The organism is Catenuloplanes sp. NPDC051500 (assembly GCF_044454585.1).
GTDB lineage: Bacteria > Actinomycetota > Actinomycetes > Mycobacteriales > Micromonosporaceae > Catenuloplanes.
In genome coordinates this window covers 731,575-746,769 of record NZ_JBITDX010000001.1, presented here as the reverse complement: position 1 = coordinate 746,769, position 15,195 = coordinate 731,575, and the positions used below count along the sequence as shown (strand labels likewise).

Here is a 15,195-nt window from a genome sequence, read left to right as displayed (position 1 = left end):
TGATCATCCGTCGGAGCCGAAGCGGGGGAGAGGTCATGGAGCGAGGCCCGGCATTATTCTTCGGAGCGATAGTGGCGTTCGGGCTGGGCCCGGCCGTGTGGATCGGCGGCACGTTCGCGACGGCCGAGGCCGACGCGGTGCCCGGCGGTTCGCCGCAGCCGGTGCCGGTCGTGTCGATCAGCACGATCTACGTGGCGGTCCAGCCGTCCGACGCTCCCGACTTCTCTGACGTTTCCGACATTTCGGACGCATGGGTCCCGCCGTCGCCGTCGCTCTCCCCGAGCCCGTCACTCTCCCCCACGCCCTCCCCGACGCCGACCACCGCGTCGCCGTCCGCCTCCCCCTCGCCGTCGGCCTCGATCACACCCTCGGCCTCGCTCAGCCCGCCGCCGGTCGAGCACACCCCGACACCGTCCGCCTCCCCCGAGCCCGGCGCCGACCCCAGCCTGGCGGCCTGAGCCCCGGCTCTTCCCGCCTGCTTCCGTGGGCGCTTTCGCTCACCTGAGGGCGACGACAGACCTCAACCCAGATCTTCCCGCTCTCGCGGTGGCCCAGCCCGCACGCTCCCGCGGGCAAACCTCGCCGCCCACCAAGACTCCGCTGGCGCTCCGCTTGCCGGGCGGCTCGGAGCCGGTCCCGCGGGGGCCGGGAAAGAGCACGCGACCGCCGCCGTCCTGCGGGAACCGGTGCGCAGACGGTCTGCGGGGGCTCGCGCCGGTGTCGCTGGGGCCGGGGAAGAGCACGCGATCGCCGCCGTGCAGCGGAACCGGTGCGCAGGGCGGTCTTGCTGGAGGTTCGCGCCGGTGTCGCTGGGGCCGGGGAAGAGCACGCGATCGCCGCCGTCCAGCGGAACCGGTGCGCAGGCGGTCTGCGTGGAGCACGCGACCGCCGCCGTCCAGCGGGAACCGGTGCGCAGGCGGTCTGCGGGGGCTCGCGCCGGTCCCGCGTCAGCGGGGGTGGGGCGCTGCGGCTGCGGTCGGGTGGCCGCAAGGGCCGGCGTCGAAGGCGAGAGTCCGGCCGGTCGGGTTGTCGGCGGCCACGTGCGTCATGAGGCGGGTCGGGATGTAGGGACACAGCAGGTGCCGCGTCAGCGGCGGATGATCAGCGCGGGGTCCGCTGAGGTGATCGCAAGAGCCGAAACCGACGGCAGCGGTGCGGGAATGGCGACTGGTTCCGGCTCTTCGGCTCGCGTCGGTCTGAGGCCGATGCGCAGGGGCGCTCATGCCCTATTTTCCCGATATCACCAGTTGGGAGGCGGTCTCGCGGTTTGGGAACGGGAACCGCGCGGCCTGGACAGCAAGAGGCGAGATCGACTGGACCCCTTCGGGACTCCGCCTTCGCTGCCCGTCCTTGCGATCGCCCAGCCTGCGGCCAAGCCCCGACCGCCGCTGACGCGAGGCCGTGCCGGCCGGTAGACCGCAACCGCCGTCGCGGTTCCGGCCAAGCCTCGCGCCTCGCGCCTCGCGCCTCGCGCCTCGCGCCTCGCGCCAGAAATATCCCTATAAAACGGTCCGCTGCTGCGCCGGCCCACGACAACCCATCGAAAAGTGTCGAAAGCTTTTGTTGGCTCGGCAAACTATTGACAGGCGCTTCGGGTGCGTGTGAATCTCACTTTCTGACCGGTGCGGGAGCCACATCACCGGTGCGACAGCGGCCCTGGGCAAGGCGCCGCCGCATCCTCATCTGCTCCGCATCCGTCAGTCACCCGCCGTTCGCTGGATGCCGGGTGAGAGAGGACTTCCGCAATGCGCAGGAAACTCGCAAGCGTGCTCGCGGCCGTGGTCGCCGCCGGTGCGGTGGCCGTGATCACGCAGGCCGCGGGTCAGCAGGCCTTTGCGGCCGCCGCCGACCCGTACACCTGGAAAAATGTTCGTATCGACGGTGGCGGCTTCGTGCCGGGCATCGTGTTCAACCGCACGGAGAAGAACCTGATCTACGCGCGCACCGACATCGGCGGCGCGTACCGGTGGAATGAGGCCGGGCAGAACTGGGTGCCGCTGCTCGACTGGGTCGGGCAGAACAACTGGGGCTACAACGGCGTGTTGAGCATCGCCACGGACGCGGTCGACCCGAACCGGGTCTACGCGGCCGTCGGCATGTACACCAACTCCTGGGACCCGAACAACGGCGCGATCATCCGGTCGGCCGATCGTGGCGCCACCTGGCAGGTCACGCCGCTGCCGTTCAAGGTCGGCGGCAACATGCCCGGCCGCGGCCAGGGTGAGCGCCTCTCCATCGACCCGAACAACAACAAGATTCTCTACTTCGGCGCGGAGGACGGCAACGGGCTCTGGCGTTCGACAGACCAGGGCGTCACCTGGGCCAAGGTTGCGAACTTCCCCAACGTCGGCAACTACGCCCAGGATCCGGCCGACCCGAACGGCTATCTCAACCACAACCAGGGCGTGACCTGGGTGACGTTCGACGAGTCGACGGGCAGCGCGGGCAGCGCCACCCAGACGATCTACGTCGGCGTGGCAGACAAGAGCAACCCCGTCTACCGCACCACCAACGGGGGTACGACCTGGGAGCGCCTGCCCGGTTCGCCGACCGGATATCTCGCGCACAAGGGCGTGCTCGACACCGTCAACGACCAGCTCTACCTGGCGACAAGTGATACCGGCGGGCCGTACGACGGCGGTCACGGCCAGGTCTGGAAGTTCGGCACCGGGACAGGGACGTGGACGGACATCTCACCGGTCCCGGTGTCGTCGGCCGATCAGTACTTCGGCTACTCCGGCCTGACGATCGACAGGCAGAGCCCGAACACGCTTATCGTCGGTTCGCAGATCTCCTGGTGGCCGGACGCGATCTTCTGGCGGTCCACGAACGGTGGCGCCAGCTGGACCCGGATCTGGGACTACAACGGCTATCCGAACCGGGTCAACAAGTACACGATGGACATCTCCTCCGCGCCCTGGCTTGACTTCGGCGAGACGCCGACCGCACCCTCACAGGCGCCGAAGCTGGGCTGGATGAACGAGTCAATCGAGATCGACCCGTTCAACTCCAACCGCATGCTGTACGGCACCGGCGCCACCATCTACGGCACCACGCAGCTGACGAACTGGGACACCGGCTCCACGTTCACCATCAAGCCCTTCGTGAAGGGCCTGGAGGAAACCGCTGTCCTCGACCTGGTCAGCCCGCCGACCGGCGCGCCGCTTGTCTCCGCGCTCGGCGACATCGGCGGCTTCCACCACGCGAATCTCGACGCGGTCCCGGCCGACATGCACCTGTCGCCGACGCTCGGCAGCACCACCGGACTCGACTTCGCGGAGCTGAACCCGTCAGTGATGGTCCGGGTCGGCAACGTCAACAAGACCGACTACCCGAACGTCAACCGGATCGGCGTCTCCACTGACGGCGGCAAGACCTGGTACCAGGGCCAGGAGCCGGGCGGCGTCACAGGCGGCGGCAAGGTCGCGATCAACGCGGACGCCAGCGCCGTGGTCTGGGCACCGGACGGCACGAACGTGCACTACTCGACCACGCGTGGCAGCTCGTGGACGCAGTCGACGGGCATTCCGGCCGGTGCGAAGATCGAGGCGGACCGGGTCAACCCGGCAACGTTCTACGGTTGGTCCGGCGGCGTGTTCTACGTCAGCACCAACTCCGGCGCCAGCTTCACTGCCTCGTCCGCCACGGTGCCGGCGGCCGGTCGGGTGAACGTCAAGGCCGTGGCCGGTGCGAAGGGCGACATCTGGATCACCGGGGACGAGGGCCTGTTCCGGTCCACGAACTCCGGCGCGTCGTTCACGAAGGTCTCCACTGTCACCTCGGCGATCAACGTCGGCTTCGGCAAGGCGGCGCCCGGCGGCTCGTACCAGGCGGTCTATCTGGTCGGCACTGTCGACGGCGTGACAGGCGTGTTCCGTTCGGACAACGCGGGCGGCGCCTGGGTTCGGATCAACGACGACGCCCACCAGTACGGCAACGCCGGCGACGCGCTGACCGGCGACCCGCGGATCTTCGGCCGCGTCTACCTGGGCACGAACGGCCGCGGCATCCTCTACGCGGACCGGAACAGCACGGCCACGCCGACCGCCACGGCCACGCCGACCGGCCCGTCCTCCCCGACGCCGACCGCGAGCCCGACCGTCAGCCCGACCGCGAGCCCCACCGGCACGCCGACGGGCAGCCCGACGGGGACCCCGACCGGTAGCCCGACCGGGACCCCGGCCGGCGGCTGTGCGGCCGCCTACAAGGTCACCGGCCAGTGGACCGGCGGCTTCCAGGGCGAGGTCACCGTGACGAACACCGGCAGCACTGCCACCACCGGCTGGGCCGTGAACTGGACGTTCGCGAACGGGCAGTCGGTCAGTCAGGCCTGGGGCGGCACGCTTACCCAGACCGGAACTGCCGTGTCGGTACGGAACGTGTCCTGGAACGGCGCGCTCGCCCCGAACGCGTCGGCCACGTTCGGCTTCCTCGGCTCGTGGACCGGCGCCAACGCGGTCCCGGCCGTGACCTGCGCCAGGTCGTAACCTGCGCCAGGTCGTAACCATGGGACGGGGCGCCCTCCGGCAGAAGGGCGCCCCGGTCTCAGTCCTCGTCGTCGGTGCCCGGGATGCGGACCGCGATCTCGTCCCCGAGCTTGTAGCCGAGTCGTAGCGGCAGGTCGTCACCGGACCAGAAGCTGCCCGGGTCGTACCAGTTCGGCCGTTTGCCCGGCGCGAGCAGGCCCATCTCCTCGTAGGTCACCGCCACCACCTCGGCGCAGTACGCCTTCTCCAGCTCGTTCTCCTGCTGCTCGCTCTTCCGGAAGCGGATGTTCGGCACGCGGCCCTTCGCCCATCGCGCGGCAAGCTGCGCCGTCGACGGGAACGGCGTGCCGTCCAGCCGCGCGATCGTCTTCAGCACCGCGTCCTCCATCTGGCGCGTCACACCTGGCTCCAACTGCCGCAGCCAGCCGCGCTGGCCGTACCGCATGCCCCACACGGTCACGGCCTGCCGCATGTCGTGCAGCTGCACGCCGCGCTGGTGTGCGCCGGTCCACATGTCGGTAAGCGACCGTCCCAGCTCCGCATGCCACATCAGCGGCGGCATGTCGTCGAGGACCACAGCCATCCCCACGTGGTTGACCGGGCTGTTGGTCAGGGTCTGAATAGCGCGGTCGGCCGCGCTGCGCCCGCGAAACACCCACATGTCACCCGTACGAGCGAGATCGACTGCTTCGTCCAGGGTGATGCTCGTCCCTTCGGCCATCGAACTACTCTATGTGGATGCAGTGGTCCAAGGTGCGGCAGACCGGCAAGGCACTCCCCTTCTGGAAGATCCTCGGCGTGGCGGGCGTGGTCGGCGTGGCCGCCACCGGCATCGTCGTGGCCCGGGCGGAGCGCCGCAGGCGTTCCTATACGCCCGAAGAGATCAAGGACCGTCTCCGTGCACGGCATGCGGAGATTCAGGACTCCTGAGGTCTGGACGCGACCCGTCGCGGGCGGTGAGCCCGCGGGAGCAAACGGCCCGGACCACGGCGTGAGTGGGTAAAGCCAAAGATTGTTCTACGATCTGGGCGTGACCGACGACGAGTGGGGTGCGCGGCTGGCGGGCGATCGGGCGCTGCTCGATCGCGGGAGCACCGCGGAGCGGGTGGCGGACATCCTCCGGGAGCGGATCACCGAGGGTGTGTTCCGGCCCGGTACGCGATTGAGCGAGGAGAGCCTGCGCGAGGCGCTTGGCATCTCGCGCAACACGCTGCGCGAGGCGTTCCGGCTGCTCGCGCACGAGGGGCTGATCGAGCACCAGCTCAACCGCGGCGTGTTCGTGCGGCTGCTGACAAGCGCGGACATCCGTGACCTGTACGCGATCCGGCGGATCCTTGAGTGCGGCGCGCTGCGCAATCTCGACGCGGTGCCGCCGCCTGTGGTCGCGGGCCTGAAGACCGCGATCGAGGCGGCGGACGAGGCGGCGGCGCGCGCGGACTGGAGCGCGGTCGGCACCGCGAACATGCGGTTCCACCAGGCGATCGCGGATCTGTCCGGGAGCCGGCGGGTGGCCGATGCGGTGCGCGCCCTCCTTGCCGAGCTGCGGCTGGTATTCCTTGTGGTGGCGGATCCGAGGCAACTGCACGAGCCCTATGTGGCGGGCAACCGTGCGCTCTACGACCTGCTTGCCGCCGGTGACGTGCGCGGCGCCGAGGAGGCGTTGCAGCGGTACTTCGACGATGCCGAGAAACAGCTTCTCGCGGCGTATGCCGCGGTCAACGCCTGACAGGAGAGCACAGTGTCCGATGTTCCGGCGATCTTCGCCGCCGCGGTGGCGGCTGATCCCGCCCGCCCGCTGCTCACCTACTACGACGACGCGACAGGCGAGCGCACCGAGTTGTCGGGTGTGACGCTCGGCAACTGGGTGTCGAAGACCGCGAACCTGCTTGTGGACGGCTTGGGCCTGGGGCCGGGCGGCCGTGCGGACCTGCTGTTGCCGCCGCACTGGCAGACCGCGGCGATCCTGTTGGCGTCGTGGTCCGCGGGCCTGACGGTTGGCTACCGGCCGTGGTCGACCGCGGGGTTGGCGGCGCACACGGAGGGCGAGCCGGACGTCGTGTTCGTCTCGCATGAGCGGCAGCGCAGCTTCCTCGAGGACGTGCCGGACGCGGACGAGCGGTTCGTGCTGAGCCTGCACCCGTTCGGGATGCCGATGCGTGAGGTGCCGGACGGCTACCGGGACTTCAACGCGGAGGTGCGCGTGTTCGGCGACGTTTTCCGGCCGTCCGCGCTGCCGTCGCCGGCCACCCCGGCCACGCCGGACGGCACCACGTTCGGTGCGTGGGGCGAGATCATCGGGCACATCGCCGGTGAGATGGGCCTGAAGCCCGGCGACCGCGTGCTGATCGACGCGGGCCTGCACGAGCAGCCGATGCAGTGGCTGCTGGCGCCGCTGGCCGCGGGCGCGTCGATAGTGCTCTGCGCGAACGCGGACCCCGCGAAAACTGCGGCGCGCGCGGAGTCGGAGCGGGTGACCCGGATTCTGTAAGGGCTGCCTTGACAGCGTGGCCGTGTCAGGGCAACCTTGACAGCATGAGGAATGCAACCGAGACGGCACTGGCGGTCGACCTCACCGCGGCGACAGCCGCCGTGAGCTCCGCCGCCGTGCTCGAGGTCTCCCGCCAGGCCGACGCGCTGCTCGGTGGCCGTAAGGCCGCCGGCGACCCCGGCTGGGAGCAGTGGCAGGGCAGCGACGAGGCCGCCGAGTGGGAGCTTGCCAACCAGCTCGTCCAACTGCGGCTCAGCCTCGCCGCCGACCTGGACCCGCTGCTCATCGTGCTCGGCCTGCGCCGCTGGGGCGTCACCTGGGAGATGATCGCCAAGGCGGCCGGGACCAGCCGGCAGGCCGCGCACGAGCGCTGGGGCCGCCGGGTCCTGGAGATCCTCGACAGGTACGGGTCCGGCGAGCCCGGCGGCCCGGTCGCGGACGACGAGCGGGATCTCGCCTAGGCGACGAGCGCCTTCCCGTAGTTCTCGACCCCCAGGTACGGGTTGAGGTGCGGGTGCCGGCTGGCCACCGCTACATCCCGCCAGTGCCGCTGCACCGGGTTCGACGTGCCGAAACCGCCCGCGCCGTGCAGGTCGAGCAACAGGTCCACGGCGGCCCGGCAGTCGCGCGCCGCGGACGCCTCCTCCAGGTGCCAGCGCGCCAGGTCGGACGCGGGCACGTCGTCGCCGTCAGACGCCTGCGCCACGGCAAACGCGGTACGTTCGGCCCGCTTGATCAGATGGGTGGCCTCGGCCAGCCAGTGCCGCGCGCCGGGCGACTCGCCCATCGAGGTGTAGGCGGTCATGAACGGCTTGCGCCCGGTGCCGAACATGGCGACCGTCGCGTCGAGCGCGCCGCGCGCCCCGCCGATCACCGGTCCGAGCGCGGTCAGGCCGAAGAGCAGCACGTCGTTGAGGGCGAACGGGCGGAACGGGACCAGCCGCCCGTCCGGAATCCCCAGGCCCTCGGCGACAACCGAGTGACTGCCTGTCGCGCGCATGCCTGCTACCTGCCAGGTCTTGTCGATCCGCAGCTCGGCAAGTGGCACGTGCGCGAAGTGCGGGACGCCGTCCACCATCACCGCCAGCCCGGCCCAGGTCGCGTCCTCGCAGCCGGAGACGTTAGGCCACGCACCGGTGATGGTGGCACCGTCGCTCGTGCCGCAGTCCGGCCGGCCGGAGCCGCAGATCAGCGCGTCCGGGTCGGCGAACAGTTCCTTCTGCGTCGCCTCGGTGGCCATCCGGCCGGCAAGCGTCTTGCTCACCACGCCGACGCCCACCACCCAGGCCGCGGACGCGTCCGCCCGGCCCACCGCGATCAACCGGCGCAGGATTGTCTCCGCGCTTGCGCCCCGGCCGCCGTGCGCGACCGGCACGGCCAGCGCGAAGTCACCTGCCGCACGCAGTGCCTCGATCGTCTCCGGTGTCAGCCGGTCCCGTGTCTCACCGTCTGCCGCCTGCGCGGCGAAAAGCTCTGTACTCACGATCAACAGCCAATCAGCGGGGGTACGCCGCGGCCATGCGCGAGCGGACCCCGGCGATACGCGTCTGTGCGCCGGATACCATTCGCCGGGTGGACGTGATAAGCGAGGCCATCGACGATCTGCGCATCGGTCAGGTCTACGGGCGCCGTGCCCAGGTGCCGGCCGTGTTCGCGGGCCGGTTCGACGCCTGCGACGGCGTCGGCTTCCACGTGATGCTGCGCGGCCAGGGCTGGCTGATTTCCGGGTCGGAGGCGCCGATCGCCATGCGCCCCGGCGACATGGCGTTGATCCCGCACGGCGCCGCGCACGGGTTCGCCCCGGAGCCGTGCACGCTCGACGCGTTGCCGGCCGCGCCGATGGGCCTGCAGGATCCGCCGCCCACCCCGCTTCCGGTGGACATGATCTGCGGCATCTACCGGCTTGAGCGCGGCGGCAGCGTCCACCGGTTCCTGCGCTCCCTGCCGGACGTGGTGCTGATCTCGCCGGATCACCGGCTGGCCGCGCTGATCGAGCTGCTCACCGAGGACCTGGACGCGCCCCGGGACGGCATGCTTGTGACCAGGCCCGCGCTCGTCGACCTGGTGCTTGTGCACGCGCTGCGGCTCTGGCAGGCACGGCAGGGCACCGGCGCGCCGGCCTGGGACGCGCTCGCCGACCCCGGGATCGCGGCCGCGCTGCGGGAGATCCACGACAGCCCGCAGTCGCCGTGGACAGTGGACCGGCTCAGCCGCACGGCCGGGATGTCGCGGACCGCGTTCACCAGGCGATTCACCTCGATGGTCGGCACGCCGCCGATGACCTACCTGATCGGCCGGCGCCTGCACCGGGGCGCCCAGCTGCTGCGCGAGACGGACGCGCCGCTTGCCGCGATCGCCCGCCGGGTCGGATACGCCACCGAGTTCGCGTTCGCGGGTGCGTTCCGCCGCGAGTTCGGCATCTCACCGGGCCGGTTCCGTCAGCTCACCGAGCCGCTGCTGAGTTGAACCGAATGCTTGTGCCCGGCCGCGCCTGAGCGAGCAGGTCCACGTCGGCCGGGTCCACCACCGCGATCACCGGGTAGCCGCCGGTCGTCGGGTGGTCGGCCAGGAAGATCAGCGGCTGACCGTCCGCCGGTACCTGGATCGCGCCGAGCACCAGACCCTCGCTGGGCAGCTCGTCCGTGATCGCGCGGTCCAGCGCCGGGCCGGTCAGCCGCGCGCCGACCCGGTCCGTCTGCGCCGAGACCCGGTATTCGGCGGTCAGCAGCGTGCGGGCCGCGTCAGCGGTGAACCAGTCGTCGCGCGGGCCGGGCCAGACGCGCAGGCCGAGCGCGGTGGGCGGCGGGGTGAGGAGAGACAGGTCGACGCCGGGTGGCAGCGCGGTGGCCGGCCCGACCGGCAGCGCGTCACCGTCCGCGACCACAGGTGGCCCGATCCCGGAGAGCGTGTCAGTGGACCGGCTGCCCAGCACCGGCGCGACAGTGATCCCGCCGCCGGCCGCCAGGTAGACGCGCAGGCCCGCGGTCGCACGCCCGATGTCGATCATCGCACCGGCGCGGACCGCCAGCGGCAGCCCCGGGTCGGCCGCCCGCCCGCCGACAGTGATCCGGCAGGGCGCGCCGGTGACCGCGAGCGTCATCGCCCGCGTCGCGCGCGCCCGCAGCCCGCCGAGCGTGATCTCCAGCCCGGCCGCGTCCGGCGGGTTGCCGGCCAGCCGGTTGGCGCACCGCAGCGCGCCGCGGTCGAGCGCGCCGGAGCGCGGCACCCCGAGGTGGGCGAGGCCCGGCCGCCCGAGATCCTGCACCGTGGTCCTGACGCCGGCCCGAATGACTTCCAGACTCATGCTTCCTCAACGAAGCGCACTGTCGCCCCCGGTGTAAGCAGAGCGGGCTCGTCCTTTTCAAGATCGAAGAGCTTCTCCCGGGTACGCCCGATGAGCTGCCACCCGCCCGGCGACGCGGTCGGGTAAACCCCGCTGTACGGCCCGGCCAGCGCCACGGTCCCGACCGGCACCCGGGTCCGCGGCGACGGGCGGCGCGGCACGTGATGGCGCGGCCCGAGCCCGGTCAGGTAGGCGAAGCCGGGCGCGAACCCGCAGAACGCCACGCGGAATTCGGTGCCGGTGTGGATCGCCACCACTCCGGCTCGGTCGGTGTCCCAGAGCCGTGCCACGTCGTCCAGGTCCTCGCCGTCGTACCGCGTGCTGATCATGATGGTCTTCGGCTCCTCGGCAGGCGCGGGCGGGAGCTTGTCGCCGGCCGGGAGCAGGCGGAACACCAGGTCCGGGTCCGGCACGCCGTCGAGCAGCACTGTGCGCGCGGCCGGGATGATCTCCTCCGCGGTCAGCTCGCCCCGCTCCCGCGCGGCCGTGAGCAGCTCATATGCGGCGAACACGGCTTCGGTGCCGGCAAGTTCGATCAGGATTGCCGACGGTCCGGCCCGGCGAACGTGCATGGTGGTCGCCCCTTTGTCGTTTACACCATCTTCATATTGAAGGATTGCAGGATCGTTCTACGATTTCTACAGTGTGGCATACGGCACATCGGAACTCACACAGGAGCCCGACATGACCACCCGCAATCCGAAGGAATCCCGCCGCGTCATCATCGCCAGCCTCGTCGGCACCTCACTCGAGTGGTACGACTTCTTCCTCTACGCCTCGGCCGCGGCCCTGGTCTTCGGCAAGCTGTTCTTCCCCACGTTCGAGCCGCTCACCGGGACGCTGCTGGCGTTCGCCACCTATGCGGTGGGCTTCGTCGCCCGCCCGCTCGGCGGCATCGTCTTCGGCCATTTCGGCGACCGGGCCGGCCGCAAGGGCGTGCTTGTGGTGACGCTGATCCTGATGGGCGGTGCCACGTTTCTCATCGGCCTGCTGCCGACCCACGCCACCCTCGGCGTCGGCGCCCCAGTCCTCCTGGTGTCCCTGCGATTCCTGCAGGGCCTCGGCCTCGGCGGCGAGTGGGGCGGCGCGGTCGTGATGTCGCTTGAGCACGGCGACCCGGCGCGGCGCGGCCTCTCCGCGTCCTGGCCGCAGGTCGGCGTGCCGGCCGGCAACCTGCTCGCGTCAGGCGTGCTCTGGATCCTCTCCGCCACCCTCTCGGAGGGCGCCTTTCTCGACTGGGGATGGCGCATTCCGTTCCTTCTGTCTGGCCTGCTTGTGCTTGTGGGCCTCTGGATCCGCGTCTCGGTCTCGGAGTCGCCGGCGTTTGCGGCAGTCGAGTCGCAGGGCGCGAAGGCGAAACTCCCGCTGATCGAGGTGCTCCGGCTCCACCCGCGAGGTCTGCTCGTCGCGATGGCCGCCCGGATCGGCACCGACGTCGCGTTCTACACGTTCAGCCTCTACGTGCTGACCTACGTCACCGGCACCGTGGGACTGCCGCGCACTGTCGCGCTGACCGGCGTGCTTGTCGCGTCCGGCCTGCAGCTGCTGCTCATCCCGTACTTCGGCGCGCTCTCCGACCGGGTCGGCCGCCGCCCGGTCTACGCCGCCGGCGCCATCGCGGCCGCGATCTGGGCCTTCGCGTTCTTTCCGCTCCTGGACACCGGCAACACGCTGATCATCGTGCTCACCGTGGTGGTCGCGCTCGCCACCCACGCCACCATGTACGGCCCGCAGGCCGCGTTCGTCGCGGAGCTGTTCTCCACCCGCCTGCGCTACTCCGGCGCCTCCATGGGCTACCAGATCGCCGGCATCTTCGGCGGCGCCCTCGCCCCCATCATCGCGATCAAGCTCGTCGCCACCACCGGCAGCGCCTTCGCCGTCTCCGTCTACGTCGCGCTGGCCCTGCTGCTCACCCTGGTGGCCCTCGCCTTCGCCCCGGAAACCTCCCGCTTCCCGACGCTCGACGAGGATCCGGCCGCCGGCACAAAGACTCCGCTCGCGGCCTGATCAGGTCGTCAATGGTCGCTGTAGTGGTCCCGGCAGGCCGCAATCTCGATGCGGTCGTCGAGGATTCGGTACACCAGCCGGTGCTTCTCGTCGATGCGCCGGGACCACCAGCCGGCCAGTGGTCCGCGCAATCCTTCGGGCTTACCGATGCCCTCGTGGCCGTTGCGGAACACATCCTCGACGAGTTGGTTGATGCGCCGTGCGATCCGCTTGTCGCGGGTCTGCCACAACACGTAGTCCGCCCAGGCGGAGTGTTGCCAGGCGATCAGCTTGCTCACGCGGCCGCGCCGGACGGGTGGGCGGGCTCCTCGGTGATGTCGTACATCTCTTCCAGGCTGTGCTGCACCGTGCGTCCGGCCTCGATGTCGTCGATCCGGTCGAACAACTCGCGAGCCTGGTGCCGATTGCCGAGCACGTGCTCGGTCTCGATGAACGACTCGTACAGCCGCTGGGAGATGACGACGACCGGATCATGCCCGGCGCGGGTGATCGTGACCGCGTCGGCATCCTTCTCGATGCTGTTCAGCACCTCGGCGAGGTTGGCCCTGGCCTCCGTATAGTTGAAAATGCGCATGAGTACAGGATTCTGTACGTGCGTGGCCCCGTCAAGGTGAATCGCGATCAGGCGTCAGGCGGCGACTGTGACCGGGGCGGAGCGGCGGCGCGCGGCCGGGACGACGAGCGGGGTGCCGGACTCGGGGTCGGGGACAACGCGGCACTGGAGGCCGAAGACGTCGCGGACCAGCTCGGCCGTGATGATGTCGGCGGGGGCGCCCTGGGCCACGATGGCGCCGTCGCGCATGGCGATCAGGTGGGTGGCGTACCGGCAGGCCTGATTGAGGTCGTGCAGCACCGCGACCATGGTGCGGCCGGCCTCCTGCAGGTCGGCGCAGAGGTCGAGCACCTCGATCTGGTGCGTGATGTCAAGGAACGTGGTCGGCTCGTCAAGCAGCAGGATGTCGGTCTGCTGGGCCAGCGCCATCGCCAGCCACACCCGCTGCCGCTGCCCGCCGGAGAGTTCGTCGACGACCCGGCCGGACAGTTCGGACACGCCTGTTGCGGCCATCGCCTCGTCGACCACCCGTTCGTCCTCGCGGGACCACTGCCGGAGCAGGCGCTGGTGCGGGAAGCGGCCGCGGCCGACCAGGTCCGCGACAGTGATGCCGTCCGGCGCGATCGAGGTCTGGGGGAGCAGGCCGAGGCGGCGGGCGACCTCCTTCGCCGGGTACGACCCGATGCCCTTGCCGTCGAGCAGCACGGTGCCGGTGCGCGGCTTGAGCATCCGGGACAGCGCGCGGAGCAGCGTGGACTTGCCGCACGCGTTCGGCCCGACGATCACGGTGAACGAATTGTCCGGAATCTCGACGCTGAGGCCGGTGGCCACCGTGCGGGCGTCATACGCCAGCGTCAGCCCATCGGCGCGAAGCCTGCTCACGGTGCCTACCCCTCACTACAGACTCAGGTGAGGCTAGCCTAACAAGCGCCGCCGGAGGACAGCGATCAGCCGCCGTGCGTCGGTCGACGGCGACAGGGTGACCAGCTCCCAGCCGTAGGCGTCGAGGTGTTCCACGGCGGCCATCAGCCGGGCCAGCCGCTCCGGCTCCACCGACCCGTCGGAGAGCAGCGCCAGGTGCTTGTAGTGGTAGTCGCGCAGGTCCGCGCGTCCCTCAAGTACCGCGCCGGCCGACACCTGCCGGGTCTGGACGATCTCCTCTGGGGACTGCTGCCGCGCCATGGTCCACACCGTATCGGCCCGAAATCACGATCAGAAGCCGTCGGGGGTACGGGTGGCAGCTGGAGTTTCTCCGGGCATGAGAAAGGGGACGCCGTGGCGTCCCCTTCCGCATCGTGTGCGTCAGTCGTTCAGGCCGACCGGGGTCCGGTCGCCGGTGTAGATCGCCACGACCTCGTCGGCCTCGGCGATCTCGTCGTCGGCCGGGCGCTCGGCGAGTGTCCGGCGCGCGGCGACTGTCACCGCGAAGCCGGCCACGGCGCCGATCACGGCCGCGCCCGCGATCCACGTCCAGGGCATGGACGGGCGGCGACCGGCAAGCGCGTCGAGGGCGGCGTTGGCGCGGAACTTGGCCTCGCTGCCGGCCGCGCCGAGCGTGCCGGCGGCGGAGCTGACGGTGCTCCGTGCGGAGCTGACCGTGCTGCGGGTGCTGCCGGCCAGGTCCCCGGCCGACTCGACCGTGTGCTTCAGGTAATCCCAGGCCTGCTGGGTCGCCCTCTCGGTCCTGGTCTTTCGGTTAAGCAGGTTGATTCCCATGTAGCTCTACCTCCTCCAGGTGCGTGCCGGCCACCAGAAGAAGCGGCGCCCGTGCAACTCGTTCGCGTGAGCCCTGCGAGGTTGGTGCCCGGTGACCGGCCTGGGCAAACCAGTCTGCGCGGATTGACACCGGCCGTGTGCGGCGTCACGTATGCGCAGGTCGGATGCGGACGCCGGAGCAGAGCGGGTTATGTTTCCCGTTGGTTTCGGCTGCCGGACCCTTGGCGCCGAGCACCGCCGCGTGGGTGGTACCCCGATCGGGTCCCCCCGCGGCGGATTCCAGACCTCGATCGAGTGACAGCACGGTCGCCGGAACTATTCGCAGCGCGTGTGAAATGGGGCGGTGGACACCAGGTGTCCCTTGCTAACCTCTGTCACCGTCAGTCACATGGAGACCTCGTTTCCGATTCGCCACTCAGCTTCTACACAGGCGAACTTGGTTCGCTGTCGCTATGGTGATGCGGGTCGCGGGCCGGGACGGGGTCGTGTCCGCGACATTAGGCCGCTTTACCTGCACTTTGGGCGTTTTTTCTGATGTGGCGCCGGGGGTTCACGCTGCACATCCGTGAAAATGCCATGCGTCGAAGGACTAGCGACCGGG

Annotated in this window: 17 protein-coding genes; 8 read left to right on the top strand and 9 right to left on the bottom strand. The window is 70.4% G+C overall.

The window, feature by feature from the left end:
• Window positions 1-35: 35 nt before the first annotated feature.
• Together ACIA8K_RS03205 and ACIA8K_RS03200 are read left to right on the top strand one after the other, a co-directional pair.
• Complete coding sequence (locus tag ACIA8K_RS03205) at window positions 36-458, top strand: hypothetical protein (protein WP_396054354.1); 423 nt, start codon at window positions 36-38, stop codon at window positions 456-458.
• Between the two features lie 1,287 nt (window positions 459-1,745).
• Window positions 1,746-4,487, top strand: a complete 2,742-nt coding sequence (locus tag ACIA8K_RS03200) for a cellulose binding domain-containing protein (protein WP_396054352.1) — start codon at window positions 1,746-1,748, stop codon at window positions 4,485-4,487.
• Between the two features lie 58 nt (window positions 4,488-4,545).
• Here ACIA8K_RS03200 and ACIA8K_RS03195 read toward each other — a convergent pair whose 3' ends face one another.
• Window positions 4,546-5,208: a hypothetical protein gene (locus tag ACIA8K_RS03195; protein ID WP_396054350.1), complete on the bottom strand. Its 663-nt coding sequence runs from the start codon at window positions 5,206-5,208 to the stop codon at window positions 4,546-4,548.
• Between the two features lie 17 nt (window positions 5,209-5,225).
• On the opposite strand from ACIA8K_RS03195, the gene ACIA8K_RS03190 reads away from it, so the two are divergent.
• The 4 genes from ACIA8K_RS03190 to ACIA8K_RS03175 all read left to right on the top strand — a co-directional run bounded on the left by ACIA8K_RS03190 (window position 5,226) and on the right by ACIA8K_RS03175 (window position 7,436).
• Window positions 5,226-5,417, top strand: coding sequence for a hypothetical protein (locus ACIA8K_RS03190; RefSeq protein WP_396054348.1), 192 nt, complete (start codon window positions 5,226-5,228; stop codon window positions 5,415-5,417).
• Between the two features lie 100 nt (window positions 5,418-5,517).
• A complete protein-coding gene (locus ACIA8K_RS03185; protein ID WP_396054346.1) occupies window positions 5,518-6,213 on the top strand; it encodes a GntR family transcriptional regulator in 696 nt (231 codons plus the stop codon).
• Between the two features lie 12 nt (window positions 6,214-6,225).
• Complete coding sequence (locus tag ACIA8K_RS03180) at window positions 6,226-6,975, top strand: TIGR03089 family protein (RefSeq protein WP_396054344.1); 750 nt, start codon at window positions 6,226-6,228, stop codon at window positions 6,973-6,975.
• A gap of 44 nt (window positions 6,976-7,019) precedes the next feature.
• Window positions 7,020-7,436, top strand: a complete 417-nt coding sequence (locus ACIA8K_RS03175) for a hypothetical protein (protein ID WP_396054343.1) — start codon at window positions 7,020-7,022, stop codon at window positions 7,434-7,436.
• On the opposite strand, the gene ACIA8K_RS03170 is transcribed toward ACIA8K_RS03175, so the two are convergent.
• On the bottom strand, window positions 7,433-8,458 hold the full coding sequence (locus ACIA8K_RS03170; protein WP_396054341.1) for an acyl-CoA dehydrogenase family protein: 1,026 nt from the start codon (window positions 8,456-8,458) through the stop codon (window positions 7,433-7,435). The genes ACIA8K_RS03175 and ACIA8K_RS03170 overlap by 4 nt on opposite strands.
• An 89-nt stretch (window positions 8,459-8,547) precedes the next feature.
• Between ACIA8K_RS03170 and ACIA8K_RS03165 the strand changes: the two genes are divergently transcribed.
• The gene (locus ACIA8K_RS03165; RefSeq protein ID WP_396054339.1) at window positions 8,548-9,441 is read left to right on the top strand and encodes an AraC family transcriptional regulator; all 894 of its coding nucleotides are present in this window, start codon (window positions 8,548-8,550) and stop codon (window positions 9,439-9,441) included.
• Here the strand turns inward: ACIA8K_RS03165 and ACIA8K_RS03160 are convergent.
• Together ACIA8K_RS03160 and ACIA8K_RS03155 are read right to left on the bottom strand one after the other, a co-directional pair.
• Complete coding sequence (locus ACIA8K_RS03160; protein ID WP_396054337.1) at window positions 9,419-10,279, bottom strand: biotin-dependent carboxyltransferase family protein; 861 nt, start codon at window positions 10,277-10,279, stop codon at window positions 9,419-9,421. The two genes, ACIA8K_RS03165 and ACIA8K_RS03160, sit on opposite strands and share 23 nt — an antisense overlap.
• Complete coding sequence (locus ACIA8K_RS03155) at window positions 10,276-10,890, bottom strand: allophanate hydrolase subunit 1 (protein ID WP_396054335.1); 615 nt, start codon at window positions 10,888-10,890, stop codon at window positions 10,276-10,278. The genes ACIA8K_RS03160 and ACIA8K_RS03155 overlap by 4 nt, the downstream gene beginning before the upstream one ends.
• 112 nt (window positions 10,891-11,002) lie before the next feature.
• Between ACIA8K_RS03155 and ACIA8K_RS03150 the strand changes: the two genes are divergently transcribed.
• Window positions 11,003-12,325 carry an MFS transporter gene (locus ACIA8K_RS03150; RefSeq protein ID WP_396054333.1) on the top strand — a complete coding sequence of 441 codons (1,323 nt, stop codon included), beginning with the start codon at window positions 11,003-11,005 and terminating at the stop codon, window positions 12,323-12,325.
• 8 nt (window positions 12,326-12,333) lie between these two features.
• Here ACIA8K_RS03150 and ACIA8K_RS03145 read toward each other — a convergent pair whose 3' ends face one another.
• The 5 genes from ACIA8K_RS03145 to ACIA8K_RS03125 form a co-directional block, all read right to left on the bottom strand.
• Window positions 12,334-12,603 (bottom strand): Txe/YoeB family addiction module toxin, encoded by a 270-nt coding sequence (locus tag ACIA8K_RS03145; RefSeq protein WP_396054331.1) that lies wholly within the window; start codon window positions 12,601-12,603, stop codon window positions 12,334-12,336.
• Entirely contained in the window at window positions 12,600-12,899 is a 300-nt protein-coding gene (locus tag ACIA8K_RS03140) for a type II toxin-antitoxin system Phd/YefM family antitoxin (RefSeq protein WP_396054329.1), read from the bottom strand. Before ACIA8K_RS03140 ends, ACIA8K_RS03145 begins: the two co-directional genes overlap by 4 nt.
• A gap of 54 nt (window positions 12,900-12,953) precedes the next feature.
• Window positions 12,954-13,760 carry an ABC transporter ATP-binding protein gene (locus ACIA8K_RS03135; RefSeq protein WP_396054327.1) on the bottom strand — a complete coding sequence of 269 codons (807 nt, stop codon included), beginning with the start codon at window positions 13,758-13,760 and terminating at the stop codon, window positions 12,954-12,956.
• A 33-nt stretch (window positions 13,761-13,793) separates the two neighbouring features.
• Window positions 13,794-14,060, bottom strand: a complete 267-nt coding sequence (locus ACIA8K_RS03130) for a transcriptional regulator (RefSeq protein WP_396054325.1) — start codon at window positions 14,058-14,060, stop codon at window positions 13,794-13,796.
• 120 nt (window positions 14,061-14,180) lie between these two features.
• Window positions 14,181-14,594: a hypothetical protein gene (locus tag ACIA8K_RS03125; RefSeq protein ID WP_396054324.1), complete on the bottom strand. Its 414-nt coding sequence runs from the start codon at window positions 14,592-14,594 to the stop codon at window positions 14,181-14,183.
• Between the last annotated feature and the right edge of the window lie 601 nt (window positions 14,595-15,195).

Bases quoted from the DNA above. Each gene is read 5' to 3' on its own strand.
- ACIA8K_RS03205 (WP_396054354.1), top strand. From the start codon at position 36: ATGGAGCGAGGCCCGGCATTATTCTTCGGAGCGATAGTGGCGTTCGGG.
- ACIA8K_RS03200 (WP_396054352.1), top strand. From the start codon at position 1,746: ATGCGCAGGAAACTCGCAAGCGTGCTCGCGGCCGTGGTCGCCGCCGGT.
- ACIA8K_RS03195 (WP_396054350.1), bottom strand. From the start codon at position 5,208: ATGGCCGAAGGGACGAGCATCACCCTGGACGAAGCAGTCGATCTCGCT.
- ACIA8K_RS03190 (WP_396054348.1), top strand. From the start codon at position 5,226: ATGCAGTGGTCCAAGGTGCGGCAGACCGGCAAGGCACTCCCCTTCTGG.
- ACIA8K_RS03175 (WP_396054343.1), top strand. From the start codon at position 7,020: ATGAGGAATGCAACCGAGACGGCACTGGCGGTCGACCTCACCGCGGCG.
- ACIA8K_RS03160 (WP_396054337.1), bottom strand. From the start codon at position 10,279: ATGAGTCTGGAAGTCATTCGGGCCGGCGTCAGGACCACGGTGCAGGAT.
- ACIA8K_RS03155 (WP_396054335.1), bottom strand. From the start codon at position 10,890: ATGCACGTTCGCCGGGCCGGACCGTCGGCAATCCTGATCGAACTTGCC.
- ACIA8K_RS03150 (WP_396054333.1), top strand. From the start codon at position 11,003: ATGACCACCCGCAATCCGAAGGAATCCCGCCGCGTCATCATCGCCAGC.
- ACIA8K_RS03140 (WP_396054329.1), bottom strand. From the start codon at position 12,899: ATGCGCATTTTCAACTATACGGAGGCCAGGGCCAACCTCGCCGAGGTG.
- ACIA8K_RS03130 (WP_396054325.1), bottom strand. From the start codon at position 14,060: ATGGCGCGGCAGCAGTCCCCAGAGGAGATCGTCCAGACCCGGCAGGTG.
- ACIA8K_RS03125 (WP_396054324.1), bottom strand. From the start codon at position 14,594: ATGGGAATCAACCTGCTTAACCGAAAGACCAGGACCGAGAGGGCGACC.